The organism is Haloferax sp. Atlit-10N, from assembly GCF_003586325.1.
In the GTDB taxonomy this organism is placed as follows: Archaea; Halobacteriota; Halobacteria; order Halobacteriales; family Haloferacaceae; genus Haloferax; species Haloferax prahovense.
This window is the reverse complement of the sequence record NZ_PSYX01000005.1, coordinates 54,740-81,270: the sequence shown is the minus strand read 5'-3', so window position 1 is coordinate 81,270 and position 26,531 is coordinate 54,740. Positions and strand designations below refer to the sequence as shown.

Annotated in this window: 27 protein-coding genes and 1 pseudogene; 17 read left to right on the top strand and 11 right to left on the bottom strand. The window is 68.6% G+C overall.

Features of this window, described 5'->3' with window-relative positions:
- Nucleotides 1-14 precede the first annotated feature (14 nt).
- The 6 genes from C5B91_RS15120 (at nt 15) to C5B91_RS15095 (ending at nt 5,852) form a co-directional block, all read left to right on the top strand.
- Nucleotides 15-1,181 carry a poly-gamma-glutamate biosynthesis protein PgsC/CapC gene (locus tag C5B91_RS15120; protein WP_049968844.1) on the top strand — a complete coding sequence of 389 codons (1,167 nt, stop codon included), beginning with the start codon at nt 15-17 and terminating at the stop codon, nt 1,179-1,181.
- The gene (locus C5B91_RS15115; RefSeq protein ID WP_081909254.1) at nt 1,178-2,815 is read left to right on the top strand and encodes a Mur ligase family CapB protein; all 1,638 of its coding nucleotides are present in this window, start codon (nt 1,178-1,180) and stop codon (nt 2,813-2,815) included. Before C5B91_RS15120 ends, C5B91_RS15115 begins: the two co-directional genes overlap by 4 nt.
- Before the next feature lie 183 nt (nt 2,816-2,998).
- Nucleotides 2,999-3,481 (top strand): DoxX family protein, encoded by a 483-nt coding sequence (locus C5B91_RS15110; RefSeq protein WP_004978247.1) that lies wholly within the window; start codon nt 2,999-3,001, stop codon nt 3,479-3,481.
- Nucleotides 3,482-3,740: 259 nt separating this feature from the next.
- The gene (locus tag C5B91_RS15105) at nt 3,741-4,991 is read left to right on the top strand and encodes a hypothetical protein (protein WP_115819944.1); all 1,251 of its coding nucleotides are present in this window, start codon (nt 3,741-3,743) and stop codon (nt 4,989-4,991) included.
- Nucleotides 4,992-5,187: 196 nt separating this feature from the next.
- Nucleotides 5,188-5,529 carry a winged helix-turn-helix domain-containing protein gene (locus C5B91_RS15100; RefSeq protein ID WP_081909268.1) on the top strand — a complete coding sequence of 114 codons (342 nt, stop codon included), beginning with the start codon at nt 5,188-5,190 and terminating at the stop codon, nt 5,527-5,529.
- Nucleotides 5,529-5,852 carry a hypothetical protein gene (locus C5B91_RS15095; RefSeq protein WP_049968982.1) on the top strand — a complete coding sequence of 108 codons (324 nt, stop codon included), beginning with the start codon at nt 5,529-5,531 and terminating at the stop codon, nt 5,850-5,852. The genes C5B91_RS15100 and C5B91_RS15095 overlap by 1 nt, the downstream gene beginning before the upstream one ends.
- Nucleotides 5,853-5,883: 31 nt before the next feature.
- Here the strand turns inward: C5B91_RS15095 and C5B91_RS15090 are convergent, their stop codons facing one another.
- Nucleotides 5,884-6,867: a DUF1028 domain-containing protein gene (locus C5B91_RS15090; RefSeq protein ID WP_115819943.1), complete on the bottom strand. Its 984-nt coding sequence runs from the start codon at nt 6,865-6,867 to the stop codon at nt 5,884-5,886.
- A gap of 126 nt (nt 6,868-6,993) precedes the next feature.
- Between C5B91_RS15090 and C5B91_RS15085 the strand changes: the two genes are divergently transcribed.
- Nucleotides 6,994-7,749, top strand: coding sequence for an SDR family NAD(P)-dependent oxidoreductase (locus tag C5B91_RS15085; RefSeq protein ID WP_049968980.1), 756 nt, complete (start codon nt 6,994-6,996; stop codon nt 7,747-7,749).
- A 40-nt stretch (nt 7,750-7,789) separates the two neighbouring features.
- Here C5B91_RS15085 and C5B91_RS15080 read toward each other — a convergent pair whose 3' ends face one another.
- Together C5B91_RS15080 and C5B91_RS15075 are read right to left on the bottom strand one after the other, a co-directional pair.
- Nucleotides 7,790-8,389, bottom strand: a complete 600-nt coding sequence (locus tag C5B91_RS15080; RefSeq protein ID WP_049968979.1) for a TetR/AcrR family transcriptional regulator — start codon at nt 8,387-8,389, stop codon at nt 7,790-7,792.
- Between the two features lie 81 nt (nt 8,390-8,470).
- Nucleotides 8,471-8,677, bottom strand: a complete 207-nt coding sequence (locus tag C5B91_RS15075; protein WP_008093957.1) for a hypothetical protein — start codon at nt 8,675-8,677, stop codon at nt 8,471-8,473.
- 109 nt (nt 8,678-8,786) lie between these two features.
- Between C5B91_RS15075 and C5B91_RS15070 the strand changes: the two genes are divergently transcribed.
- Nucleotides 8,787-9,215 carry a zinc ribbon domain-containing protein gene (locus C5B91_RS15070; protein WP_115819942.1) on the top strand — a complete coding sequence of 143 codons (429 nt, stop codon included), beginning with the start codon at nt 8,787-8,789 and terminating at the stop codon, nt 9,213-9,215.
- Nucleotides 9,208-10,020: a hypothetical protein gene (locus C5B91_RS15065; protein ID WP_181950725.1), complete on the top strand. Its 813-nt coding sequence runs from the start codon at nt 9,208-9,210 to the stop codon at nt 10,018-10,020. The genes C5B91_RS15070 and C5B91_RS15065 overlap by 8 nt, the downstream gene beginning before the upstream one ends.
- Nucleotides 10,021-10,050: 30 nt before the next feature.
- Here C5B91_RS15065 and C5B91_RS15060 read toward each other — a convergent pair whose 3' ends face one another.
- Genes C5B91_RS15060 through C5B91_RS22125 form a run of 4 tightly spaced genes read right to left on the bottom strand, consistent with a single transcriptional unit; the run spans nt 10,051 to nt 13,410 of the window.
- The gene (locus C5B91_RS15060) at nt 10,051-10,470 is read right to left on the bottom strand and encodes a hypothetical protein (RefSeq protein WP_049968993.1); all 420 of its coding nucleotides are present in this window, start codon (nt 10,468-10,470) and stop codon (nt 10,051-10,053) included.
- Nucleotides 10,471-10,528: 58 nt separating this feature from the next.
- Nucleotides 10,529-12,541, bottom strand: a complete 2,013-nt coding sequence (locus tag C5B91_RS15055) for a DUF58 domain-containing protein (RefSeq protein ID WP_233514269.1) — start codon at nt 12,539-12,541, stop codon at nt 10,529-10,531.
- Nucleotides 12,538-13,236, bottom strand: coding sequence for a DUF4129 domain-containing protein (locus C5B91_RS15050; protein ID WP_008093947.1), 699 nt, complete (start codon nt 13,234-13,236; stop codon nt 12,538-12,540). The genes C5B91_RS15055 and C5B91_RS15050 overlap by 4 nt, the downstream gene beginning before the upstream one ends.
- 24 nt (nt 13,237-13,260) lie before the next feature.
- Entirely contained in the window at nt 13,261-13,410 is a 150-nt protein-coding gene (locus C5B91_RS22125) for a hypothetical protein (protein ID WP_158544187.1), read from the bottom strand.
- 182 nt (nt 13,411-13,592) lie between these two features.
- Between C5B91_RS22125 and C5B91_RS15045 the strand changes: the two genes are divergently transcribed.
- From C5B91_RS15045 to C5B91_RS15035, 4 genes and pseudogenes are all read left to right on the top strand, one after another.
- Entirely contained in the window at nt 13,593-15,791 is a 2,199-nt protein-coding gene (locus C5B91_RS15045) for a PAS domain S-box protein (protein WP_115819941.1), read from the top strand.
- Between the two features lie 146 nt (nt 15,792-15,937).
- A pseudogene (locus tag C5B91_RS22500) lies at nt 15,938-16,054 on the top strand (CopG family transcriptional regulator); the annotation flags it as partial.
- A 50-nt stretch (nt 16,055-16,104) separates the two neighbouring features.
- Entirely contained in the window at nt 16,105-18,120 is a 2,016-nt protein-coding gene (locus C5B91_RS15040; protein WP_008093942.1) for a hydantoinase/oxoprolinase family protein, read from the top strand.
- Nucleotides 18,117-19,724 carry a hydantoinase B/oxoprolinase family protein gene (locus C5B91_RS15035; protein WP_115819940.1) on the top strand — a complete coding sequence of 536 codons (1,608 nt, stop codon included), beginning with the start codon at nt 18,117-18,119 and terminating at the stop codon, nt 19,722-19,724. The genes C5B91_RS15040 and C5B91_RS15035 overlap by 4 nt, the downstream gene beginning before the upstream one ends.
- Before the next feature lie 222 nt (nt 19,725-19,946).
- Here the strand turns inward: C5B91_RS15035 and C5B91_RS15030 are convergent, their stop codons facing one another.
- Complete coding sequence (locus C5B91_RS15030) at nt 19,947-21,221, bottom strand: Xaa-Pro peptidase family protein (RefSeq protein WP_115819939.1); 1,275 nt, start codon at nt 21,219-21,221, stop codon at nt 19,947-19,949.
- Between the two features lie 100 nt (nt 21,222-21,321).
- Between C5B91_RS15030 and C5B91_RS15025 the strand changes: the two genes are divergently transcribed.
- From C5B91_RS15025 to C5B91_RS15010, 4 genes are all read left to right on the top strand, one after another.
- Entirely contained in the window at nt 21,322-22,047 is a 726-nt protein-coding gene (locus tag C5B91_RS15025; protein ID WP_049968972.1) for an EthD family reductase, read from the top strand.
- A gap of 3 nt (nt 22,048-22,050) precedes the next feature.
- The gene (locus tag C5B91_RS15020; RefSeq protein ID WP_049968971.1) at nt 22,051-22,641 is read left to right on the top strand and encodes an HD domain-containing protein; all 591 of its coding nucleotides are present in this window, start codon (nt 22,051-22,053) and stop codon (nt 22,639-22,641) included.
- 65 nt (nt 22,642-22,706) lie between these two features.
- Nucleotides 22,707-23,078: a cupin domain-containing protein gene (locus C5B91_RS15015; protein ID WP_008093937.1), complete on the top strand. Its 372-nt coding sequence runs from the start codon at nt 22,707-22,709 to the stop codon at nt 23,076-23,078.
- 78 nt (nt 23,079-23,156) lie between these two features.
- The gene (locus tag C5B91_RS15010; RefSeq protein ID WP_004040881.1) at nt 23,157-23,366 is read left to right on the top strand and encodes a hypothetical protein; all 210 of its coding nucleotides are present in this window, start codon (nt 23,157-23,159) and stop codon (nt 23,364-23,366) included.
- A gap of 39 nt (nt 23,367-23,405) precedes the next feature.
- Here the strand turns inward: C5B91_RS15010 and C5B91_RS15005 are convergent, their stop codons facing one another.
- The 3 genes from C5B91_RS15005 to C5B91_RS14995 all read right to left on the bottom strand — a co-directional run bounded on the left by C5B91_RS15005 (nt 23,406) and on the right by C5B91_RS14995 (nt 26,478).
- Complete coding sequence (locus C5B91_RS15005) at nt 23,406-24,350, bottom strand: NAD(P)-dependent oxidoreductase (protein WP_115820009.1); 945 nt, start codon at nt 24,348-24,350, stop codon at nt 23,406-23,408.
- Nucleotides 24,351-24,458: 108 nt separating this feature from the next.
- Nucleotides 24,459-26,153, bottom strand: a complete 1,695-nt coding sequence (locus C5B91_RS15000; protein WP_115819938.1) for a thiamine pyrophosphate-binding protein — start codon at nt 26,151-26,153, stop codon at nt 24,459-24,461.
- 4 nt (nt 26,154-26,157) lie between these two features.
- Nucleotides 26,158-26,478, bottom strand: a complete 321-nt coding sequence (locus C5B91_RS14995; protein ID WP_008093927.1) for an EthD family reductase — start codon at nt 26,476-26,478, stop codon at nt 26,158-26,160.
- Nucleotides 26,479-26,531: the final 53 nt, after the last annotated feature.

The following is a 26,531-nucleotide window of genomic DNA, read 5'->3' as shown; positions in this document are numbered from 1 at the left end:
CACGGTGTCTCGTCATGCTAATCGCCACTCTCGTCGCTGCGTTCGGCTTCCTCGTCGTCGCCGGCGTAACCCAACTGCGCGGCTACCGACTCGGCGGCACGATTACGCTTGGCGTGCTCGCCGTCTACACACTCAAGAACTTCGCGATGTTCCCGGTGTTCCTCCTGAGCACCCTGCTCGCGTACGTCGGGCTCGACTTCTTGAAGCGCCGGACACTCATTTACGGCCGCAGCGAACTCCTCGCGGCGATTCTCGTCGGGACGCTCATTCCGGTGACGCTGTTGGCGACGCTCTCTCAGTTCTCGGGGGACGTTCGAAACATTGCCTTCGTCGGCAGCATCCTTCCGGGGCTGGCTGCGTACAACTACCACCAGATGAAACCGGGCCACCGCCGGAACGACGCGCTCGCGACGCTCGTCGTCTTCGCCGGCCTCGTGGCCGTCGGCGCGGCGCTCGTTTCGCCGGGAATCGCGCGGGCCGTCGGTGGGCTCACGCCCGCGGTGCTGTTCAGCGAGACTTCCGAAATCGCGGTCCTCCGCGGTGCGGTCGTGCCCGGCTCGCCCGAGTCGTCGCTCATGCCTCGCCAGAGTCTCGTGTTCGTGCTCGTCGTCGGGATGCTCGCCGCCGAGTGGCTTCGCTCACAGTTCGACGTGCGGACCGGCGTCATCGCCGCCGCACTCGTGGCCGTGTTCACGGTCGAGAGCCGCTGGTTGTTCGTTCTCTACGTCGTCGTCGTCGCGCTGTCGTATCTCTGCATTACGACCGTCCACCGCCGGACGCTCCGGTACGGACGGGTGCTCCTCGGTACGGGGTCGGCGTTCGCCGTCGTCGTTACTCTCGGGTTCACCGTCTTGCTCCCCATCTCGCGCGGGCTCGCGGCGTTCTTCGTCGGCGTCGTCGCGGGCGTCATGGCGTACAACGCTCACGCGACCGCGCCGAAAGAGCGGCGACTCGTCGCCCCGCTCCAACTCGCCGTGTTCGTCCCGATGCTGCTTCTCGTCCGCGCGCTCGCAGCCCCCGGACCCAACGGCTTCCCGCAGACGCTGTCGGTGCCGGTGGTCACCGCCGGGGTCGTCGTCACGCTCGGCGCGTTCGCCTCCGCGTATGTCCAGACCGTGCGGCAACCGGACGACGACGCCGTGCTCTCGGCGTCGGTGCTCTCGGGAGGTGACGGCTCGTGAGCGACACCGCCTTCGAGGTCTACGGCCGCGGCTTCGGTTGGTGTTGGCGGCTCCGTGACGGGAGCGAACCGGTCGCCCACTGCGGGAGCCACTACGACCGCTCGAAAGACGCCCGGATGGCCGTCGACCGCGTCAGAAGCGCCGTCGGTGAGAGTGACACTGCGGCGACTTTCGCGGGACCGGCAGTTCGATCGGCCGCGTTTGTGACCGAGCGCTACCCCGACGCCGCCGGCGAGTACGCCGCCGACGGACACGACTGGGTTTGGCGACTGGAGACTGACGACGAGACGCTCGCACACAGCGCCCAGCAGTATCCCTCCGAGGACGCCGCCCGCGAGTCGATTACGCGGTTCGTCGCGGTCGCGAAGGGCGCACTCCCGGTGTTCATGGTCGGCGCGGAGCACGACTGGCAGGCCGACCCCGACCCGGTTCGGGTCGGCCTGCCGTCGATACGCGAACTGCTCTCGGAACTCTCCCGCGGCCGCCGCCACCGCGAAGCACTCGACCGCTTCGACACCCGAATCGTCGTCTCCGGGTCGCGCGGGAAGTCCTCGACGACCCGCCGTCTCGACGACGTGTTCAACCGCCGGGGCTACGACACGTTCACCAAGATAACGGGCAACTACCCCGTCATCATCCACAACGGCGAAGTCTACCCCATTTCGCGGCTCGGTCCGCGGACGACGCTCTACGAGAACATCAACGTCATCGGCGAGTTCGCCCCCGAACTCGACGCTTACGCCCCAGACGACATCGGCATCTTTGAGAATCAGGCGATTACCGAGTACACGACGGGGCTCGTCAACCGGACGTTCGTCGACCCCGACGTGCTCGTGTTGACCAACGTCCGAAACGACCACAACGACACGCTCGGTCGGCGACGACAGGACATCGCTCGGTCGCTCGCCCGGGCGGTCCCGGCGGACACCCACGTCATCAGCGGCGAGCAACACCCGGCCATTCACGACTACATGCGCGAGGAACTGGAACATCGCGGCGCGACCATCGAGCAGGTCGAGGTCCCGCCGCGCCACGCGGACCTCATCGGCGCGGAGACCGTCCACGCCATCGACGCCGTGTTGGAGTGGCTCGGCGAAGACCCGCTCCCGGCGGGCGAACTCGACGCCTACCTCGACGCGATGCAACCCGAATGGTCGCGCGTCCCCGGCGGCCGCGTCTACAACGCCGCCGAGGTCAACGACGTCGAGAGCACCGAACTCGTCCGCCGCGCGCTCACTGAGGACGACGAGCAAATCCTCCCGTTCGTCTACCTTCGTATCGACCGCCGGGGGCGGACGGCTTCGTTCGCCGAGTACGTGAACCTCCTCGCCGAGCGCGACTGCATCGACCGCGTCAGGGTCGGCGGCGCAGAGACCGGCGCGTTCGCCCGCGCCGTTGACGTGCCCACAACGCAACACACCCCCGACGACGACGCCGGCGTGGTCCTCGACGAGATGCTCGCCGAGGGCGACCCGGTCGTCCTGATGGGCAACACCGTCGACGACTTCATGCGCGACATGGAGGGCGCCATCGCCGAGCGAATCGTGGCGTACAGAGATACGACGGTCGCCGAGGGCGCGGACTCCGTGGCGGCGGTCCCGAGCCACACCGTGCTCGACTCGACCGACAGCTGAGTTTAGAGTTCGAACGACGACCGAACCGGACGGTATCGTGGCTCACACTTTCGATTTCGGTCGTTCTCGATTCCTTAGATTCGGAAATCACGCTCTCTTTATATGCTATGGGGGGTCGTCCGTCCACTTGTTAGGTGAAAGACAATGGCCGCTAACTCACAAATCGAGATGCTGGGGAACAGGATGGACTTCGACTACTCGCAGGGCGTCACGGGCTACGTGCTCGTGCTGACCCGCCTCATCACCGGTTACTGGTTCTTCCACGCCGGTGTGACGAAGCTCGGCGGCTTCAGCGCCGCGGGCTACCTCGCGAACGCCCCCGCCGCCTCGCCGCTGCAGGGCTTCTTCGCGTGGGCCGCCGCGACCCCGTGGCTCCTCGAGTTCACGAACTTCATGATTCCCGTCGGTGAGACGCTCATCGGTCTCGGGCTCATCGTGGGTGCACTCGTCCGGCTCGCCGCCTTCTTCGGCGGCGTCCTGATGGTGTTCTTCTACCTTGGGAATGCCGACTGGGCCCACGGCGTGGTCAACGGTGACCTGTTCGGGCTGATGATGTTCGCCATCGTCGGGACGCTCGCAGCGGGCCGTATCCTCGGCCTCGACGCCATCATCGAGAAGATGGAGTTCGTCCGCCAGCGCCCCGCGCTCAAGTACCTCCTCGGCTGAGCGGGACTTCCTTTCCCCCTCGCGGCCGTGTCGGTGCGCCGCGGTGACCCACCAACGCCATCGCATCCGGCGCGCTTCGGCGAGACGGGAACTGAGAGACGAGACTGATTTTCGCGGCGTTTCGACTGTTCTTCCCTGAGCTGACGGCGTTTGCCGGAACGACCGCTCTGACTGCTACTTATACCTGTCGCCGAGCTGCGCCCGTCTGCACTCGATAGTTCGGTTATATGATCCTGTCGGGTGACCGCCACGTTGCCGCATGTCCCCTGACGACTCTCGGCCCTCCACAGGCTCGACGCGACGACAGTTCCTCGCGACCGGAACCGCCGCAGCGGCCGCGTCGCTCTCCGCGCTGACCGCCGGCTGTCTTTCGGACCTCCCCCCGCTCGGCGGTGCCCAGCGCTACGGCCGCCTCGACGTCCCCCCAACGCCCGCCCCGGCGTATCGGCGCTGGCTCCCCGCACCGTCGAGCGTCGAGCGACCGCCAGACCGGTACTACTTCAGTTCGTCTCGGAAGCCGAGGATTCGGCCCGACGCTCCGCGGCTGTTCGTCGCTCGGCAGGCGTACGACAAGGCGGCGCTAGACTACTTCGGCATCGGTTTCGACCGCTACGACCGCCTCGTTGACTCGGTTTTCGGGAGCGTAATCGAGGCGTCTTTCGAGCGTTCGTCTGTCGGTCGGACGCTCACCAAAAGCGGGTACGAGCGGGCCGGCACGTACCGCGGCTACGACATGTTCGCCCGCGACGACGGCCCCCGCCGGGTAGCGGTCGGCGACGACGTCATCGTGTTCACGAGCGCGAACCTCCACGACGAACCGAATCTGGAGGCGCTCGTCGATACTGGCGCAGGCGAGCGACCCCGGTACCACGAGGTCAATTCCGACTTCGAGCAGTTGACCGCGGCGGCTGGCGAGCCGTCCCACGCCGGCATCAACACGAGCCTCCACGACCCCACGGACCACCCGGCGATGCTCGCCGACGGTTTCCGGTTCGACCGCGACAACGCCTATCAAATCGTCCACTACCAGTACACGACCGACCGCGTTCCCACGAAAGAGGCGCTCGAATCGGCGCTCAGGGACGATCACTATCGCTTCGCCGACGCCGCCGACACGTTCGACGTGTACGTCGACAGCCGGCTCGCCACGGTCGAGGCGCGCGTCCCGCTCCGGCCCGACGGCGAAATCGACCCGCGGTACCGGCTTCCGCAGGTGACGTGGGGGCTGGCCTACGACGAGGCGGCCAACCGCGTTACGGTGCGCCATGAGGCAGGCGAGACCGTCCCCGCTGACCGACTCTTCTACGACCTCTCTCTTCCCGAAGCTCCCGGGCGCGTCGAGAAAAAACCGCTCTGGCCGGGAGCTGAGACGGTCGCGCCCGGCGCGGAGGCAACCATCGACCTCGGTGACTCTCCCGGTGTCGACCGTGCGAGCGTCGTGTACTCGATAGGAGGCACGCACTTCGCCGTCCTCTTCGGCCGCGAACTCGGCGGTGAGACCGATGTGTGAGGATGTCTCGTGCGCCCGTGTCGGCCGCTTTCGACACCTATGCTCTCCCCCGTGCCAGTCTTCCGTCCCCCCTCACCGGCCTCACCTCCCGCCGCGCCCGCCGTTTTCTCCGAGCGGCGGCACGACTAGCTTCGATTTCCACACCGACGATGAGACACAGCACCTATGGACGAGTCGGATGACCCGTAGAGACGAGATGGCAGACGTCGACCTGGCGACCGTCGTCGAACTCCTCGACGACGAGCACGTGCGGTCGATTCTGGCGGCGACGAGCGAGTCGCCGCGGTCGGCGAAGGAACTCAGCGAGCGGTGCGGGCTTTCGACCTCGTCTATCTACCGCCGTCTCGACCGGCTCGTCGACGCGGACCTCGTCGCCGAGCGGACGCGACCCCGGGCCGACGGTCACCACGAAACGGCGTACGTCTCCCAACTGGACCGGTTCGAGGTGACGGTCCGCGACGGCGACCTCTCGTGGGAACTCGACCGCCGGAGCGACGACGTGGCCGACCAACTGACGCGGATGTGGGGGAAGTTCTGATGGCGCTTCCCGGCTTCGGCACTCCCATCGGGCTCCTCGCCGGCGGCGCGGCAACGCTCTCCGCACTCGTCGGCCTCTACATCGGCTATCAGGCCTACCGCGGCCTCCGGCGGAACGACGAGCGGTCGATGCGGTGGCTCTCGGTCGGCATGATTCTCCTGTTCGGCGTCACCTACACGCTCGCCGTCGCGGGGCAGGGCCTCGTCGCGTTCCGCCTCGTTCCCATCCACTTCCAGGGGGTCTTCCGGTTGCTCGTCAGACTGACGCAACTCGCCGGATTGGGCTGTATCGCCTACTCGCTCCGTATCGCGACGGACCGGTAGGCGTCGGTTTCCACCCGTGTCTCGGAATCGACTACTTCCTATCGAGCCTGCTGAGGCCCTGCCAAACCGCCTCGATGAGCCGCGCTTCTCCGTCGATTTCGCCCGTCGAATCGTCTTCGTCCGCCGCCTCGCCCTCGCTCGCTGTCTCCCCGCCATCAACGTCGTCCCAGCCGCGAGCGATGGCGTCTTCGAGGACGGAAAGCGAGTGGTTCTCGAAGTTGTTCATGCCCCGGAACGATTCGAGCGCCGCGACGGCCTCGTCGCCGAACTCGCCGCTCGGCGTTCCGTCGTAGAAGCCGAGGTCCGACAGCGTTTCGAGCACCGATTCGGCCGTCTCACCCGATAGCGACCGGGTCTCCTCGGGCGCTTCGCGCTCCAAGAGCGTGATGTCGTACAGCTTGAACACGCGTTCGAGCTCGTCTATCGGGTGGTCGTGGTCGTCGACGCGCACGTCGACCCAGCGGTCGTTGCCGCCGTCGTAGCCGCCCTCGGGCTTGGCGATGTACATCGACGCCGACTGCTCGCCGCGCTTGTCGCCGCCGGCGTCGTTGCCGGCGTGGAGCGCCGCGAGCAGGCGCTCGGGGAGGCCGCCGTCGGTCGTCTCGAACGCCTCGGCCATCGCTTCGAGCGTCGCCTCGTTTTCGAGGATGTTCCCCTGGACGGTGTAGTGCTCTCCTTGGATGTCGCCGGCCACGTCGAAACACTCGTCGCCGGTAAAAGCCGCGATGCTCCCGTCCGCCCCTACGACGCCGACCTGCCTGCTCGGGGCCTCGTCGTCGGCGTCGGTCAGTTCGGCGACGACTTCCTCGGCCGAATGCCCCTCGCGCAGGAGGTCCAATCCGTCGGGGCCGTAAGCGACGTTCGCGAAGCTCTGGGTGGCGACTGCGCCGGCGTCCGCGCTGACGAACGGGACGACGGAACCGACGCTCACGAACTTCGACTGGACGGCCACGCCGACGGCGCCCTGTTCGGGGTCGCGGGCGACGATCGAGAAGGTCGACGGTCGCGGTGTCATGGTCGGAACCGACGGACGCCGGGCGAATAAGGGTTCACGTCCCGGCGGGATGGACGGTGACGAGCGATTTTCGAATGTCGCTTCCTCACCTCGATATTTATATATTGACAAAATATTCAGCAAGGTATGGCAGACCGATTAGACGGCAAGACTGCGGTCGTGACTGGTGCGAGTAGCGGAATCGGGCGCGCGAGCGCCAAGCGGCTCGCCGACGAGGGTGCGAACGTGGTGCTCGGCGATATCGACGCCGAGCGCGGGCGCGAGGTCGTCTCCGAAATCGAGGCGGACGGCGGCGACGCGACGTTCGTCGCGGTCGACGTCACCGACGCCGACGACGTGCGGTCGATGGTCGAGACGGCCCGGGAGACGTACGGCGGCCTCGATATCGCGCACAACAACGCGGGAATCGAGGGCGACAACGACCCGCTTCCGGAGCAGTCGCGGGAGAACTGGGACCGAGTGCTCGGAATCAACCTCACCGGCGTCTGGCTGGCCATGAAACACGAGCTCCCGGCGCTGATGGAAGGCGGCGGCGGCTCGGTTATCAACACCTCGTCCATCGCCGGACTCGCCGCCGACGGGAGCGAACCTTACGTCGCGAGCAAGCACGGCGTGGTCGGATTGACGAAGTCAGCGGCCGTGCGGTACGCCGAGGAGGGCGTCCGCGTCAACGCGGTGTGTCCGGGCGTCGTCAGGACCCCGATGGTCGAGCGGTCGCTCGAAGCGAACCCCGGCGCGGTCGAGGCCATCACCGCGGAACAGCCCCTCGGACGGATGGCGGAACCGGAGGAGATTGCGAGCGTCGTCGCGTGGTTGGCCTCCGAGGACGCGTCGTTCGTCAACGGCCACGCGCTTCCCGTCGACGGCGGTAAACTGGCCTGAACCGGTGCGACCGCGACCCGGCCGCACGCCTCGGCGCGGGCTACGCCGAGATGCGGTCGATGTGCGACTCGATAGCCGCCCGGAGCGACTCGATGGACTCGTCGGGTTCGAACACCGTCAGCCGGCGTGCGCGCGTCCCGGTTAGAATCGAGAGAAACAGCTCGGCCTCGGCCTCGGGGTCGGCGACCTCGAACTCGCCCGCCTCGACGCCGCGGACGAGGATGTCCCGCAGCAGCTCCGTGAGTTCGGCGTCGACGTGGCGGTACTCCTCGCGGCAGTTCTCGTCGTGCGGCGCGTTCACCCGAAGTTCGAACATCGACAGTTGGAGCCGGTAGGCCTCCTCCGAGAGCGTCTCGGGCAGGAGCGCGTCGACGAGCGTTTCCAGTTCCTCTCTGGGCGTGCGGTCCCCCTGCGGGAGGCCGTCCAAGAACCGCGCGAGGACGTAGTCGAGGAAGTCGACGAGCAGCTCGTCTTTCCCGTCGTAGTGGTAGTACAGGAGCGTCTTGCTGTTTTCGAACTCGTCGGCGATGTGCTGAATCGTCAGATTTCCGTAGCCGTGCTTCCGGAGCGCCCTGTCTGTCGCTTCCATGATACGCCGCTTCGCCGGCTCCAACTCCTCGGCGCGACCGTCCTGCGTCATATCCCGGCGGTTCGCGTTCGACGGAAGTGTCGCTTTCGGGTCGTCGCGGGCGGCGGCGGGATGACTCGCCGACGACCGCGCTCAGACCCGAATCAGGTAGGCCACCCAGAACAGCACCGAGAGCGACCCCGCCCCGGCCAGCAGATAGCTGTAGATGTTCTTCGTGTGCCCGTGTACCTTGTAGCCGCTGTAGACCGAGACGACCCCCGCGATAGGGAGGACGAAAAGCGAGAGCACCGCGCTCAGTCCGCCAATCGCGAGATACCTCCGCGTTGTTGTGTCGTTCATGGTGTGTCCACGGCGCTGTTGAATATCAATTCAATATTTAAGCTATCGGTAGCGGTACCGCGGTTCGGCGACCAGAATCGCTATACGTGGCTGAACAAAAATTCAATATATGAATCAACGGACAGTCAAGCACCCGTTTCTCGCCGCGCTGCTCTCGTCGTTCGTTGCGGGGCTCGGACAGTTGTCCCTCCGCCGTTGGAAGCGCGCGTTCGCGTGGGCCGTCGTCCTCCTCGGCGTCGGCTCTCTGAGCGGTCCCGATGTGGTCACGACGTACCTGCGGGGCGCGGGTGACTTCTGGAGCGCCGCGCCGCTGTTCGTCGTTACTCTCCTCGCCACTATCGACGCGTACGTGGTCGCCCGCGCCCAGAACCGCGCGTCGAGGCGGTCCGGGAGCCGCGACGGCCGGGTCTGTCCGAACTGTCGACGCATCGCCGACCCGTCGCTCGAGTTCTGTGAGTGGTGTGCGACCGAACTCGATTCGGTACCCGGTTCCGAGGCCGAGGCTGACGCCGCCGAAGGGGGGCTCGAACGTGACTGACGCGACCGACGCGGCGGGTCGCTCGTCTGACGCCGATTCGACCGTCGAATCCCGTTTCCGGTCGCTCTTCGACGGCTTGGACGGGTCGGCGGCGGCGACCGCTCGCGAGGTCGTCGAAGAGTCCAAGACGCCGTGGTACGCCAACCTCCTCGCCGACACGGTCGACACCGTCTCCGAGACCGACGACGCCGTCGACGCTAGCTCCGTGCGCGCCGCGGGGTCAGCGGTCGAGCTCCTGTGGGGGTACTACCGTGTTCGGGGCCGACTGCTCGTCCAGCTCTCGGACGCTCGCGCCCACTCGCTCACGATGGACTCGACGACGGCGCTCCTCGCCGGCGACTACCTCCACGCGGCCGCCTACTCCTCGATTAGCTCGGTCTCTTCGTCGCACCTCGGTTCGTGCGTCGAACGGCTCAACGAGGCGGCCCGGGGACTCGTCGGTACGTTCCGCTCCGCAGAGCGGGCCCCGGTTCGGACCGAGGCGGAGGTGGTCTCGTACTGCGAGGACACGGCCGGTCGGCTCGGCGAGACCGCGTCCGCTCTCGGCTCGATGCTCGCCGACGCGGACGAGCCCCAGCGCCGACTGCTCGGCCGCGTCGGTCGCGAGACCAGCGTTGCGCGTCAACTCCGTCGTATCTGCGAGTCCGACCCCGCCGCAACCGCGATTTCCCCGCCCGAGTGCGACGAGTCGCTTCTCCGGGAACGGGCAGCGCGGCGGCGGGATGACGCGCTCGACGCCCTGCGGGAGCTTCCCGGGTCCGTCGACCGGTCCGTGTTACGCGCGTCCGTCGGTCGGCCGGAGTGACTGGGCTCCGCCCTCGCTCTCGACGACCCCTCACGTCCGCAACGCGAACAGGAGCGCCACGGAACCGACGAGAAGCGCGAGGAGCGCGACGACCGACCGTCCGCCGGTGACGCCGGCGTATATCCCGTAGCCGAGCGTCGCACCGGCCGCATACACGAGGGCGCTGCTCAGCCCGTGGACGGCCTCGATTCGGAACGTCGAGGGCTCCCGCCCGACCTCCCGCGCGATGCCGAACCCGTGTTTCCCCACGTCCCACGCGAGGAGTACGAGGAACGCGGCCGCGAGCAGGAACGGCGGTTTCAGACCCAAGACGCCCGCGAGCACGACTGACCCCGCGAGGAGCGCGATGCCCGGCGCGTAGGCCGACTCGACGCCGAACGTGAGTGCACCGGCGAGCGAGAGCACTCCCAGCGCGCCCATCGCGAGCGCGGGGACCGAGACCGCGGTAATGACGGCCGCACCGATCGCGGCCGCGAGCGCACCGCCGCTACTTCGGAGCGGCGGGGCGCTATCTGGACGTCGTGGCACGGCTTTGACCACTGCGCGTCACCTCCCGTAGCGGTTCGGTCGGGTCCCAATCGCTCGCGGGGATACCGGCCGCTCGAAGCCGCCGCAGCCGTCGCTCCCTTGCGAGCGACGCGTATCCGGACTCGTAGCCACGAGCGCGCGTCCGAGCCGCTGGGTCCGGGCTGAGAACCGAAACGGGGTGCCCGTGTGCGTCGAACCGCCGCGCGGCGGTCACGCTCGGGTCGTCGGAGAGCGGCGAGACGAAGACGACCCGCGTGTCCGCCCGCACTCGCCGGTGAATCTCGCGAACCGCCGCGGACGCGTCCACCTCGCCGTCCGGAGGCTCCCATCCGAACGCGGGGCTGGCCACCAGCGCTTCCTGAAGCCGGCGATGGTGGTCGCCTCCGCGGCCGGGCGGGAACCGACAGGACCGCGGTGAGAGCGCCGCGAGACCGACCGGGACACCCGCGGAGCGGAAGCGAGAGACGAGGGCGGCGGCGGCGGCGACGCCCCGCTGGACGACCGGCTCACCGTTGCCGTTGCCGTCGCCATCGCCCCCGCCATCCCATGCGACGTAGGCCTCGGCCCGCGCGTCGACGACGACCAGCACTCGCTGGCGTCGGTGTTCGTGAAACGCCACCGTCGAGAACTCCCCCGTCTTGGCCTTCCGTCTCCAGTCGATTCGGGATGGGGGGTCACCCGGTCGATACTCTCTGACGGAGTGGAACTCGACGCCCGGCCCCGGGGCGTCCGACCGCGACCGCCCCGCTCGCGTCGTCGTTCTCGCGGGAGCGCCACCCGGAAGTGATTGCGCCGGCGGGCGACACGAAACCGTCGTCTCGGTGTCGACGAGCGTTTCCCGCTTGCGTACCCCGAGGGCGTCGCGCGTGACGACGAGCGCCGGGTCGAACGCGTGGTCGCCGCGGGCGGCCTCGACCGTGTACGTGACGCTCGCACGCTTCCCCGATCGGAGCGCGGTCGCGAACTTTGGCGACCCGTCGACGACGGCGAGCCCCGGCGGAACCCCGTCGACGAGTCGGAGGTCCGCGAGCGTCGCGTCGCCGACGTTCCGAACCGAAAGGGTCACCTCGACCTCGTCGCCGACCGCGGGTTCGGCGTCGCTGACCGCTCTTTCGACCGCCACCGCCCGCGACGGGGCCGGGACCGCGCGGGCGTACCCCGAGACGGTGATTCCGAACAGCGCGAGGAGGAGCAGCCCCGGTCGCAGCGTGACGATTCCGAGCCCGCCGACTGCGAGCGCTGCGGCGGTCACGCCGCGGACCCGGTCAGTCGCCGACTCGCGTTCGCGGCTCTCCTCGCCGTCCGGGAGATATCGGCTCGTCCGCACGGCGGGTTCGTCCCCGAACGCCACCCGAACGTCTGCCGACGGGGCCGGTGTCATGTCGCCCGCCCCGGCCCGCTTCGACAGCGCGGCGGCGGCGCGACCCGCCCGACGAGCGAACGGCGGCTCGCCGCGGACCAGCGCGCGGACGTACCCCGAGAGCGACAGCGACGGGACGAGGTCGCCGGCGAAGAACGCCGACGCGAGCGGGTCGTCCGTCCAACTCCCGTCGCGGAGCCGCCTTTCGACCTCTCTCGGGCTCGGCCCGGAACCCCCCGAGAGCGCGCTCGTCGCCGCGTTCCGGAGGTCGTCGCGGAGCTCCCGGCGGTTCGCCGGCTCCGCGTCGCGCCGGTCGGTCCACCCGATTGCGTCCACTCGACGGGCAAACTCCGTCCCCGGCGGGTCGTAGCGCGGACGACGCTCCGGCGAGGGGAACGCGCCTGAGGTGGTCGCCTTTCTCTCGCCGTCGCCCGTGGCGTTTCCTCTGCGAGCGTCCAACAGCGAGCGGGCGGCGAGGGCGGCGGCGGCGACGCCGACGACGGCGACGGGCACCGTTCGGGCGGCCCCCGTGAGTGAGACGCCGCGGGCGACGCCCGGGGAGGCGACGAGCAGTACGCCGACGAGGCCCGACGCGAGGCCGACGACCAACAGCCCGCGGCGAGCGCGGCTCACGGTTCGCGCCCGCCCGGCCAGTTCTCGTCTCGCCGCAGCGCGTCGAGCGCGTCTTCGGCCCGTCGCTCGCGCTCGTCGGTCGGCCGCTTCCCGCCGTACCGAACTGCGCGGAACAGCTCGGTGAGTGACCCGACCGTGCCCGCGGGCAAGCCGGCGTCGGCGGCCGTGCGGGCGAGTTCGGCTGGCGTCTGTCGCGGGGTGGCCGCCGCGCCGAGCGCGGATACCATCGCGAACCACGCGCGGGAGACGCCGTTCGCCGGCGGGCCGCCCCAGTCGGACGGCGCCGGCGCGTTCCGTTCCGACGGTTTGTGGTCCGTGCCTCCCCGCTCCTTCGTCGTCTCGGACGCCCGCGCGTCGTCGTCGGTGAGTCGGCGGAAGACGAGCACCACCGCACCGACGACGAGTGCGCCCCCGACGACGAGGCGCGAGCGCAGTCCGCCGGCCGGTGACGACTGCTCCCCGAGACTGCCGAGTACGCCGTCGTCCGGGAGTACCAGTCGACCGACTGAGGGTCGGTCCGGGCGGTCAGATTGCCTGCTCGACCCCGACTGCTCGCGGAGCGCTACCGACCCGTCGGCTGACTCCGAGACGGCCGGTCCATCCGGTCTCGCGGCGTCGAACGACCCCGCGGCGAGGCCGAGGGTGACGAGCGCGAACGCGGTGACGGCGAGGGCGGCGACGTGGGAGGTACGCATGGGTGTGCGGACTGTGTCGGGTCGTCACCGCCTCGCGACGAGTCCGATGAGGACGATGCCACTAGTAGCCGCTCCGAGGGCGTACGTTCCGCGGAGCCCGGCGAGGAGGGCCGCGAGGGACCGTTCGACGCCGTCCGTCGAGACGCGAGGGAGGGAGTTCGTAACGGAGGACATACCCTAGAAAGTTCAATCTGTTGTTAAAAATCCCACGGTGGTCCTTCCCGAAGTCGGGGTTTGACCAGCTGTTTTTCCTCGTGCCATTGGCGAATCGTTATCACATCCGAAATCACACCGCTCCCTAACTATAGAGGTCGAACCTATGTGTCGCCTCGGGAGTTACCATTTGATAACTACCGATGACGATCTCGAAATCTCCGCACATCGTCTATGTTGACGACAATTCGGCGCTCTTGGACCTCGGCGAGACGCACCTCCGAAAGCTCTCTTCGTTCGAGGTGACGACCTGTGCTGACCCCGAGGCCGCGCTCGATATCGTTCGTGATTCTGATATCGACTGCGTGGTCAGCGACTACGACATGCCGGCGATGACCGGCGTCGAACTCCTCGAAACGGTCCGCGAGGAACACGACTCGCTCCCCTTTATCCTCTTTACCGGCAAGGGGAGCGAGGAGGTCGCGAGCGACGCCATCTCCGCGGGCGTCACCGACTACCTGCAGAAACAGCCCTCCTCCGAGCAGTACGAACTGCTCGTCAACCGCATCGAAAACAGCGTCTCGGAACACCGGGCGACCCGTCGCGCGGAGCGCTACGAGACCGTCCTCGAGGCCCTCGGGTACCCCGTCTACGTCGTCGACGAGCGCGGCCGCTTCACCTACGTCAACGACGCCTTCGCGGACCTCTCGGGCTACGCCGTCGACGAGATTCTCGGGCGCGGCCCGGAGCTCGTGAAAGGCGACGAAGACGTGCAGAAGGCCGCCGACGAACTCGGGGAGACTCTCTCGTCGCGCGGCCCCGACACGACCCAGTTCGAAATCGAGATACGGACGGCCGACGGCGAGGTAGTCCCGTGCCGCGACCACATGGGTTATCTCCCCTACGAGGGCGAGGCGTTCCGGGGCTCGGTCGGTATCCTCCGAGATATCTCCGGCGAGCGGGCGCGCCGGGACGAGCTCGCCCGCGACGAGCACATCATCCGCGCCGCGGGCGACCCGGTTTACTCGCTCGACTCCGACGACCGCTTCGAGTACGTCAACGACGCGTTCGTCGACCTCGTCGGCCACGACCGCGAACGCGTCCTCGGCTCGCACCTCTCGTCGTACCTCCCCGACGCGGACTACGAGACCTACGAGTCGCTCCGGGCGTCGCTCGGCGACGGCGCGGAGACCGACCGGCTCACCTTCGAGACGCAACTCCTCGCGGCTGACGGCGACGGCCGCGACCGCGTGCCCATGGAGTGTCACCTCACGCTCTTACACGACGACGGCTGCGAGGTCGTCGGCACGACGGGCATCCTCCGGGACATCTCCGAGCGACTGGCGCAAGAGGCCGAACTGTCGCTGATGCGCCGCGCCATCGACGAGGCCTCGGTCGGCATCACCATCACGGGCCCGAGCGAGGACGACTGTCCCATCGTCTACGCCAACGACGCCTTCGAGGACCTCACCGGCTACGACGCCGAGGAGGTTCTCGGCGAGAACCACCGCGTCCTGCAGGGACCGGACACCGCCGAAGAGGACTGCGAGCGGTTCCGCGAGGCCATCGCCGACGAAGAGCCGTGCAGCGTCGAACTCCTCAACTACCGCCGCGACGGGACGCCGTTTTGGAACCAGTCCGAGATAACGCCGGTCCACGGCGACGACGGGAGCGTCACGAACTACATCGGCTTCCAGCGCGAGGTGACAGAGCACAACGCCCGCCAGCGCCTGCTCGAACGCCAGAACGAGCGCTTCAGCGAGTTCACGCGCGTCGTCTCTCACGACCTCCGGACCCCGCTGGCGACCGCGCGGGGCTACTTCGACATCGTCGCCGAGTCGCCCGGCGACGCGGACGCCGAGGACCTTCGAAAGCTCGGACAGAGCCTCGACCGGGTCGAGGAGTTGCTCTCGGACCTGACTGCGCTCGCCTCGCAGGGTGATGCGGTCGCCGAGCCGGAGCCCCTCGACTTCCGGCGCGTGGCCGAACGCGCGTGGGAGACGGTCCCGACCGCCGACGCCGAACTGCGGTTCGGCCGTCCCGACGGCGGCGCGTCGCGGACGATAGCGGCCGACGAGAGCAGACTCCGACAGCTCCTCGAAAACCTGTTCGAGAACGCCGTCGTCCACGGCGGCGAGGACGTGGTCGTGACGGCCGGCCGGACCCGAAGCGGGTTCTTCGTCGAGGACGACGGCGAGGGCTTCCCCGACGGCACGCCCCCCCACGAGTGCTTCGAAGCCGGCGTGAGCGAACGCCGCAGCGGCGGTCTCGGCCTCGCCATCGTCAAGCAAATCGCGGCCGCCCACGACTGGACGCCCGCCGCGGAGTACGGTTCGACCGGGGGCGCGCGGTTCGTCTTCATCGAGTCGGCGACGGCCGCGAGACCGCCCGCCCAGCGATAGCGGGGTGACGGCTGACACCCGCGCCGCCGATTACAATTTCTAAAATTTTCACACTTTTTAGACGACTGGTCCCGGTTCGTCACTCGTTCGCGGCTCGCGACGGCCGTCCGCACATCCTTAAGAACCCCTCCGAGAGTTAGACACCCATGGTCACGAATCGCATCACGGTGTCGCTCGACGAGGACGCCCAGTCGGCGCTCGACGGCCTTACCGGTCGGACCGACAAGGTACAACGCGAACTCGTGACGCTCGTCGTCGTCTGGCTCGGCCTCCGAACGCTCTATACGGTCGCCGCCGATATGGGGGTGTTCTGATGGACTCCGAGACACGAATCGGCGTCGACGTCGGCGGCACCTTCACCGACGTGGCGCTTTTGACCCCAGAGGGCCGCCTCGTCACCGCGAAGGTCCCGAGCACGGACGACCAGAGCGTCGGCGTCGTCCGCGGCATCGAGAAGGCCTGCGACGACGCCGGCGTCGACCCGGCCGAGGTCGACGCGTTCACCCACGCGATGACCGTCTCCGTGAACGCGCTCCTCGAAGACGACGGCGCGAAGACCGCGCTCGTCACCACCGAGGGCTTCCGCGACGTGCTCGAAATCGGCCGACAGGCCCGCCCCGACCTCTACGACGTGACCGCGGACAAGCCCGACCCACTCGTCCCGCGACGCCGTCGGTTCGAGGTGACGGAGCGCGCGACGGTCGAAGGCATTCAGACCGAAGTCGACGAGCGCGAGGTCCGCGCGCTGGCCGACGACATCCGCGACTGCGGCGCTGAGAGCGTCGCCGTCTCGCTCTTACACGCCTACCAGCACCCCGAAAACGAGCGCGTCGTCGCCGACGTGCTCCGCGAGGAACTCGACGCGCCGGTCTCCGCCTCCCACGAGGTGCTCGCCGAGTTCCGCGAGTTCGAGCGTACCTCGACCACCGCGGTCGACGCCTACGTGACGCCCGCTATCGACAGCTATCTCGGCCGCCTCGAATCGCGGGCCGCGGACCTTGGCGTCCCGGTTCCCAAAATCATGCAGGCCAACGGCGGCATCGCCCCGGCCTCGACCGTGCGCGAGCACGCCGTGACGACCACGATGTCCGGCCCGGCCGCGGGCGTCGTCGGCGCGGCGGAGACTGCGACCGACTCCGCCGACGACCTCGCGGGGCTCGTCACCTTCGACATGGGCGGCACCTCCAGCGACGTGAGCCTCGTCCGCGACGGCGAGGTCGAGCGGACCACTGACGCCGAAATCAACGGCCGGCCCATCAAGACGCCGATGGTGGACGTGAACACCGTCGGCGCGGGCGGCGGGTCCGTCGCGTGGGTCGACTCGGGCAACGCGCTCCGCGTCGGGCCGCGCTCGTCGGGCGCGAACCCCGGCCCGGCCTGCTACGGCCGCGGCGGGACCGAACCGACCGTGACCGACGCGAACGTCGTCCTCGGCTACATCGGCGGCAGTTCCGCCCTCGGCGGCGAACTCTCCCTCGACGTGGACGCCGCCCGCGACGCGCTCTCCGGGCTCGCTGACGAGGCCGGTCTGGACGACGCGCTCGCGGCCGCCCGCGGCGTCTACCGCGTCGCCAACGCCAACATGACGCGGGCGATTCGGGCCGTGACGGTCGAGCGCGGCCGCGACCCGCGGCAGTTCGGCCTCGTCGCCTTCGGCGGTGCCGGGCCGATGCACGCCGCCGCCCTCGCCGAGAGCCTCGACATCGAGACCGTGGTGGTCCCGCGGGCCTGCGGCGTCCTCTCGGCGTACGGCCTGCTCGCGGCCGACCAGAAACACGACTCGGTGCGGACGCTCCGCCGACCCCTCTCCGGCCTCGATGCCGGGGCGGTCGACGCCGCCTACGCCGACCTCGAAGCCGACACGCTCGAAGACGTGGCCGACCCCGACGACGCGGCGGTCCGGCGCGCCGCCGACCTCCGGTACGTCGGTCAGAGCTTCGAACTGACCGTCCCCGTCGGCGAGACGTTCGACGCCGAGGCGGTCGAAGCGCGGTTCCACGGGGCCCACGAGGGCGCCTACGGCTACCGCCTCGACGACCCGGTCGAACTCGTCAACGTCCGGGCGACCGCCGTGGTCGAGCGCGACCCGCTCGACGTGACCTACCGCGGCGGCGGCGACGCCCGCAAGGACACCCGCGAGGCCTTCTTCGACGGCGAGTTCCGCGAGACGCCCGTCTACGACCGCGACGGCCTCGGCGCGAGGACGACCGTCGAGGGGCCGGCCATCCTCGAACAGCACGAGAGCACCGTCGTCGTGCCTCCGGCGTGGGGCGGGACGGTCGGAGCCGACGGGACGCTCGTCCTGACAAGCGGGGGTGACGGCGAATGAGCGACCGCGAGGTCGACCCCGTGACGCTCGAAATCATGCGCAACCAGTTCGAGAGCGTCGCCGAGGAGATGGGACAGGTGCTCATCACCTCGTCGTACTCGCCGAACATCAAGGAGCGCCGCGACTGCTCGACGGCGCTGTTCGACGCCGACGGCCGCCTCGTCGCGCAGGCCGAACACATCCCGGTCCACCTCGGCGCGATGCCCGAGGCCGTCGACACGGTCCTCGACTACGGCCCGGAACCGGGCGACGTGTTCGTCCTCAACGACCCCTTCGAGGGCGGGACGCACCTCCCCGACGTGACGATGGTGTCGCCGCTTTCGGTCGACAGCGAGGTGCTCGGCTTCGCCGTCTCGCGGGCGCACCACGCCGACGTGGGCGGGATGACGCCCGGCAGCATGCCCGCCGGCGCGCGCGAAATCTATCAGGAGGGGCTTCGACTCCCGCCGGTCAGACTCGTCGCCGGCGGCGAGACCAACGACGACGTGCTGTCGCTGCTCCTCGCCAACGTCCGCAACCCCGGCGAGCGTCGCGCCGACATCCGCGCCCAAATCGCGGCGAACGAGCGCGCCGAGGAGCGACTGGCCGACCTCGTGGCGGAACACGGCCGGTCCCGCGTCCTCGCGGCGTTCGACGCCGTGATGGACTACTCCCGGAACCGCGTCACCGCGGAACTGCGCGACCTGCCCGACGGCGAGTACCGCGCCCGCGACGTGCTCGAAGGCGACGGCGTGACCGACGACGACATCCCCATCGAGGTGACCGCGACGGTCGACGGCGACACCGTCGAATTCGACTTCGCGGGGACGGCCGACCAGGTCGCCGGCAACGTCAACGCCCCGCTCGCGGTCGCGAAAAGCGCGGTGTACTTCGTCGTTCGCTGCGTCACCGACCCCGAAATTCCGCCGAACCAGGGCTGTTACGACCCCATCTCGGTCGAGGTCCCCGACGGCTCGCTCCTCAACCCCGACGCCCCGGCGGCGGTCGTCGGCGGCAACGTCGAGACCAGCCAGCGCGTGACCGACGTGGTCTTCGCGGCGCTCGCCGACGCGGCCCCCGAGCGCGTCCCCGCGCAGGGACAGGGGACGATGAACAACCTGACCATCGGCAGTCGCGCCGGCGGTTCGGACGGCTTCACCTACTACGAGACTATCGGCGGCGGCTTCGGCGGCCGCGCGGGCGGCGACGGCATGGACGGCGTGCAGGTCGGGATGACGAACACGCTCAACACGCCGGTCGAGGCGCTGGAAGCCGAGTACCCGCTTTTCGTCGAGGCGTACGGCCTCCGCGAGGGAAGCGGCGGCCGCGGTGAGTTCCGCGGCGGTCTCGGTATCGTCCGGTCGGTCACGGTCGAAGCCGACGCGACCGTCTCGCTTCTCACCGAGCGCCGGCGGGTCGCCCCCCGCGGCATCGCGGGCGGCGAGGACGGGACGACGGGAGCGAACCTCGTCGACGGCGAGGCGGTTCCGTCGAAGACGACCCGCGACGTGGCCGCCGGCACGACCGTCACGGTTCGGACGCCGGGCGGCGGCGGTTACGGCGACCCCGACGACCGCGACGCCGACGCACGCCGCCGGGACCGCGAGGACGGAAAAGCGGACTAGCGTCGGCCGGTCAGTTGGGCTCTGGCGAGGGGACACGGGGAGTCCCCGCGCCGGCGTAATCAGTCGCCATAGAAATCACACACTGCTGACTAAACGGTTCGATATTCGGGTTGTACTCTCTCCTGACGAGCTGTGGCCCGATGGACGCGTGCTTAGATGGGCTCGAGCAACAAATTCTACAATTTTTAAAATTTGTGAGTGGTCCGCTTATCGTGTCAGGAATCAGTGTTCGATAACCGTTATCTCCTCGACGGGCCACTGACTGAGGAGCTCGACGCCGTCGTCGCGGACGACGACCATCTCCTCGACGCGGACGCCCTGTCTCCCCGCCGGCTCTTGGGTCTCGACGGCCATCGTCATCCCCGCCTCGATTTCGATGGGATGGTCCGGCGAGAGGCCGCGCCAGATGAGCGGTACTTCGTACAGTTGAAGGCCGAGGCCGTGGGCCCAGTGATTGGTCGTCAACTGCCAGTGGTCGTCCGCGCCGTACCAGTCGGCGTGTTCGCCCGCCATGTCCGGAAACGCCGCCGCGATTTCGTCGGTGGTCTTCCCCGGCTCGATTTCGTCGAGGACGGCGTAGAGGTTGTCGCGGGCCGTCTCGTAGGCGTCGCGCTGTTCGTCGGTCGGTTCGCCCATCGAGAAGGTCCGGTAGTAACACGAGCGGTAGCCGAGGTAGCCGACGTTGTAGAAGTCGGCGTAGACGAGGTCGCCGGGGCGAATCAGTCGGTCCGTGGTGTTCGCCTGGTGCTTCGGCCACGTGTTCGGCCCCGACGTGAGGTAGCCGCCCTGCGCCATCGCGCCGTGCCGCCAGAGTTCGCGGACGGCGTCGCCCCACACCTCCGACTCCCGCGCGCCCGGCTTCGCGTTCTCGGCGATGGCCTGAAAGCCCGCCTCGCAGACGGCCGCGACCTGCCGCAGACACTCGATTTCGTCTTCGGTCTTCGTCTTTCGGGCGTCCTCCATCACCGCCGCGCACTCGGCGGGTCGGGTGTCGATATTCTTCGATTCGAAGGCGTCGAGCAGCCCCGCGTGGCCGGTGTCGATGCCCATCGCCTCGTCGGCGAGGCCGTACTCGTCGAGGGCGTCGACGACGGTCTGGGCCATCTTGTCGAGGAGGAACGACCGGGCCGAGTCGCGGCCGGAGGCCCGCGGGACGTTCCCCAGTCCGGGACAGGCGTAGCGAACGTCGGTCAGCCACGGGCAGTTGTATCGCTGGTTGCTCGCGTGGTCGGCGGTGTCCCAGTGGACGACCGTACCGTCTTCCAGAAGCAGCGAGTAGTGGTCCGCACCCGACCCGCCGGTCATCGCCAACCCGGTCACGTACCGGATGTTCGGGTCGTCGATGAGGAGCATGCTCCCGAGGCCCGCCTCGCGCATCCACGAGAGAGCGCGGTCCTTCCGCTCCTCGCGCATCCGCTTCACGTCGATGCGCTGTTCCCAGTCGACGGCCATCGTCCCGCGGGTCCCGCTCATGAACCCCCGCTCGTGGAAAGGCATACGCCCACCACTCGTGACTATCACATTAATTTGTTGTAGATGGGCAGTGCGAGTGTACCTCATGATTTATTGTCTTATACGTGAATCGGCAGGTGTACGCATGTACAAGCACGTAGCCCTGCTTGTCCGCAAGGCGGGGATGAGTCACGACGAGTTCGTCACCTACTGGCAGGACAATCACACGCCCATCGCCCGCGACATCGAGGGCGTCGTCCGCTACCAGACGGTGGTTCCGGTCGACCCCGAGGTCTCCGAGTTCGACGGTCTCGCGGAGTTGTACTTCGACGACCTCGGCGCGCTCCACGACGCGCTCGGCAGCGAGGGCTCGCGCGACTACGACCCCGCGAAGGGGACGGCGAAAGCGGCGAGAGACGACGTGGACAACTTTCTCGACGTCGAGCGACGCCCCCGAATCATCGGCGAGGAGGTCGTCGAGAAAGACGAGACCGGCGGCGACACGACGGGACTCTACAAGCACTCGGCGTTTCTCGTCCGCAAAGACGGGATGAGCCACGACGAGTTCCTCGACCACTGGGCGAACACCCACGTCCCCCTCGCCCGCGAGATTCCCGGCGTGGTCCGGTACGCCCGCGTCGTCCCGACCGACCCCGAACGCGCCGAGTTCGACGGCGTCGCCGAACTCTACTTCGAGAGCCTCGACGCGCTTCGGGCGGGCCTCGGCCACGAGTCCTCGCGCGACTACGACCCCGACCACCCGAAGGCGAAAGCGCCCCGCGAAGATGTTGACAACTTCCTCTCCATCGGCGACCGCCCGCGGTTCGTCGGCCGCGAGACGGTCCAGAAAGACGTGACTGGGGGCCGCTGAGCGATGTCGCACGACTACCGCGCGCAGGTCGAGGCCGCCTTCCCTGAACTCGCCGACATCGAGGACGCCGACCTCCGCGAGCGAGTCGTCGAGGCGTGGTGTCTCGGTCTCGCCCGCGGCGGCTGGCGCGACATCGACGACATCCCCTACGCGTGGAACATCCACGAGGTGACGAACGTCGAGCACGTCCGCGGCGTGACGCGAATCGCCGTCCGCGCCGCCGAGGAACAGCGGGATTTCCACGGCGCGGACCCGGAGTTCGACGTGGTCCGCGCGGCCTGCCTCCTCCACGACGTGGGCAAGTGCTACGAGTACGTCGATTTCGTCGACGACGACGTGCTCGACGACCCCGACCCGGAGTACGCCAGCGGGGAGATTCCGCACTCGCTTTCGGGCTACGCCCTCGCCCACGAGGTCGGCTGCCCGCTCGCGGTCCAGCGCGCCATCCCCCACTTCATCGGCGAGATTCCGACCCGGACGCTCGAAGCCGAACTCGTCAAGAGCGCGAACTCGGCGTCCTCGAACGCCATCACGCAGGCCGCGATGGGAATCAGCCTACAGGAGTGGGTCGAGCGGTACTCCCAGACCCAGTAGTCCGACGCGAACCGCCGCGACACTCGTCAGCATACCTATTACCCCGCGCTTCGTAGCTCGCGCCGATGTACGAGCGCGTCAACCTCGCTGACCTCGAACCGCACGACGTGGAGAACGCCGACGCCCGAGTCAAGGCCGTCGGCTACGAGCTTCGCCCGCGGAAGATGCGCCCGTCGGTCTGGTCGTTCGACGCGGGCGGGTCGGGACCGATGCACTACCAGCGCGAACAAGAGGAACTGTATCACGTTCTCTCCGGCGCGTTCGAACTCGCCTTCGCCGGCGACGACGGCGAGGAGACCGACGTGCTCGACCTCGAACCGGGCGACTTCGTGGTCGTCTCGTCCGACGAGGTTCGGCAACTGCGCTGCGTCGAGGACGGCGAGGTGTTCGTCGTCGGCGCGCCGAACGCGAAGGACGACGGCGTCGTCGTGGAGTGAGCGGGCGGCTCGCGCTCGGCATTCGTCGGAAACGCGACGAGTGCCGTGTTATAAGGGTGCTCGCGACAATCCGGTGATATGGTCATCCCCGGTTACGACCCGGACGACCTCGACGACAGACTCGAGGAACTGCTCACAGAACGCGACCTCGCGGACTATCTCACGCCCGACGAGCGCGAGCGCTACGACTCGGGCGAGAGCCTCGTCGACCTGCTGTCGCCCGACGATATCCGCGACCTGCTGGACGGTCCCGAGACCGAGGGCGCCGACGACGCTCGGCGGCCGTGACCGACTCCACGGCGGCGTTTCGGCCCGTCGGCTCTCGGCTCAGACCGGCTCCAATCCGTGTTCCTTCCGAAGCACGTTGAGGTAGTCGCGGAACCCGGTTTCGAGGTCGTACTCGGGGTCGTAGCCGAGGTCGGCTTGCGCCTTCGTCATGTCGAGTTCCTGGGTCCACGGGAGTTCGCCCTCGTCGGAGACCGTGAGGTCGGCGTCGGGGAGGAGTCGCCGTACCGTCTCCGCGGCCTCGCGAATCGTCGCCAACTCCCCGCGAACGTTGTAGACGCGTTGGGTGAGGTCGTCTTCGGGGGCGAACGTTGCCTTGCGGAACGCCTGCGCGATGTCGCGGACGTGTTGCCAGTCGATAACTTGGTCGCCGTAGTCGACGCTGAAGGGCTCGCCGAGCGCCGGCTTTTCGACGATGTTGGCGAGGAACGCGGACCCGCCGGTCTCGCGGTACGGGCCGTAGGCGACCGTCGGCCGGAGCGCGACGTGCGAGACGCCGAAGTCCTCGTAATAGACCCGGGCCTGGTGCTCGTTGTACTCCTTGGTCGCTCCGTAGAGCGTGTCGGGGTAGACGAGGTCGGACTCGGTCACGAAGTCGCCGCCGTAGTTCGCGGGCGGGGCGTACACCGCCGCCGACGACGCCCACGCGACGCGTTCGACCTGTTCGGGGAGGGCGCGCGCCGCCTCGAAGACGTTGTTCGTCCCCTGGACGTTCACGTCGAGCGCGGTCCGCGGGTTTTCCCGCGCCGTCGTCGTCAGGAGCGCCGCGAGGTGGACGATGTGCGTCGTGCCGGTCTCTCGCACCCCCCGGAACACGTCGGTCGGGTCGGTCACGTCGCCGCGGCGTATCGTCACGTCGTCGGCGACGCCGAGTCTGTCGAGGATGCGCGGGTCGGTCGAGCGGTCGTAGGCGACTACGTCGTGGCCGGCCGCGACGAGGTCCGACGCGACGTACGAGCCGATGAACCCGGTCCCGCCCGTAACCATCACGGTCGATGCTGACATGCTATCGTAGTTCTACCTGCGCGCGAGAAAAGTGTTTCCCGGGGAGCGGACCGCCGAGAGGGTCGGCGACGGCCGACTCGTCACCGCGCGCTACTCGTGGAGTCCGCCGACCGACGCGTAGAACGACGACTGGAGCGTCGCGGCCATGTCCTGACTGCGGTCGATACGGGCGTCGATGACCGTCGGGAGGCTGTGCGTCTTCGCGTCGGCGAGCGCGTCGCCGAGTTCGCCCGGCGTCTCGACGCGGACGCCCGTCGCGCCGAACGCCTCCGCGACCCGCGCGAAGTCCGTGTCGTGGAACTCGACGCCCGCGATGTCGTCGGGAGCGTGCTGCATCTGTCTGACCATCCCGAGGCTGGTGTCGTTGAGGACGACGACCGTCGGCGCGACGCCGTGTTCGACCGCCGTCTCGACGCTCGTCATCGTCATGGCGAAGCCGCCGTCGCCCGCGACGCCGACGACGCGCTTGTCTGTCGCCAGCGCGGCCGACACCGCGGCGGGCGTCGCCCAGCCCATGCCGCCGACGCCGCCGGAGCCGAAGTAGGTCCGAACCGCCGGCGTCTGGAGGTAGTTGAGCAGCCAAAAGCGGTTGTTGCCGGAGTCGGCGGTGACGATGGTGTCCTCGTCGACGACGCGCTCGATTTCCTTGACGGCCCGCTGGGGGAGGATGGGGGCGGCGTCCGACTCGCACTCGGGCGCGTGGAACGACTCGCGGGCCTTCCGGGCCCGGTCCTCGGCCCAGTCGTTTTTGGTGCCGCCGGCGGCCGCGAGTTCGCGCAGCGATTCGGACGCGTCGCCGATGAGTCCCACGTCGGCGGGGTAGACCCACCCGGCGTTCCGCGGGTCGATATCGGCGTGGATAATCGTCTGCTCGTCGGGGCGGATGAAGTCGGGGGCCTGCCAGTTGGTGTCCATCGGGTTCATGCGACAGCCGACGACGAGGAGCGTATCGGCCTCGCTGACGAGTTGGTTCGCACCCTCGTGACCGAACGAGCCGATGACGCCTCCGGCGAGGTGGTGCGTCTCGGGGACCGTCGATTTCCCGAGGTAGGAGGTGACGACGGCCGCCTCGTAGGCCTCGGCGACCGCGGCCAGCTCCTCGTACGCGCCCGACGCGTGGACGCCGTTGCCCGAGATGATGACCGGTCGCTCGGCCGCTTCGAGCGCCTCGGCGGCGGCCGCGACGTCGCGGGCCGTCGGCGCGGCGGTCCACGTTCTGGTCTGCGTCTCGTCGTTCCAGACCGGCGGCACGGACTCGGCGGGGAACTCCTCAGTGACGGCGTCGCCGTCGAGGACGACCGCGGTCGGACCGGGACGCCCGGCGACGGCGTGTTTGAACGCGAGTTGGAGGCTCCGAACCGTCTCGGTCGGGGTCCGCGGGAACCAGTGTTCCTTCGTCACGGCGTCGAGAAGCTTCGGGAGTTCGAGGCCGCCGTAGTCGCCGCGGGACTGCTGGTAGGGCGCGAGCGTCGAGTAGTTCCCGCGCTCGGAGGCCTCGGTGATGGCGACCATCGGTGACGAGGCGAGGCGCGCCTCCATCTGTCCGATGAGGCCGAGGCTTCCTATCCACGGCCCCTGTCCGGCGAGAACGCCCGGTTCGCCCGTCAACCGGCCGTACATCTCGGCCATGACGCTCGCCTCGCGCTCGTCGCGGGGGCGCACGAGGTCGATGTCCGACTCGGGTAGCAGGTCGAACAGCTCGATGACGCGGCCGCCGGGGTAGCCGAAGATTCGCTCGACGCCGAGCCGTTCGAGGCTCTCGACGAGTCGTTCGCTCGTGTTCATGGATTCAGGACCTGTCGAGGTGGACCGTCTCCTCGACGTAGAGCGTCGGCCCCTGCTCCATGTCGATGAACTCGGCCGCGTCGGCGTTCACGCGCTGGCCGACCTCGGAGTCGAACGCCGCCTTCAGTGCGGCCATGTCCTCGAAGTAGAGTTCGACGATGCCGTCGTACTCGGACCGCTCGGGGTCGGTCGGGACGCTCGTCGCGTACTTCACCAGCCCCGGTAGCTCCGCAGCGAGTTCCGCGTGGCTCCCCCGCCACCGCTCGACGAACTCCTCGTGCGTGTGGCCGTCGTCCCGGACGAGAATATTCACCAATTTAATCATGCACGTCTGCTATCCAATCGGACGCTACTTTGCTCTATCGCCGACTCGCGGTT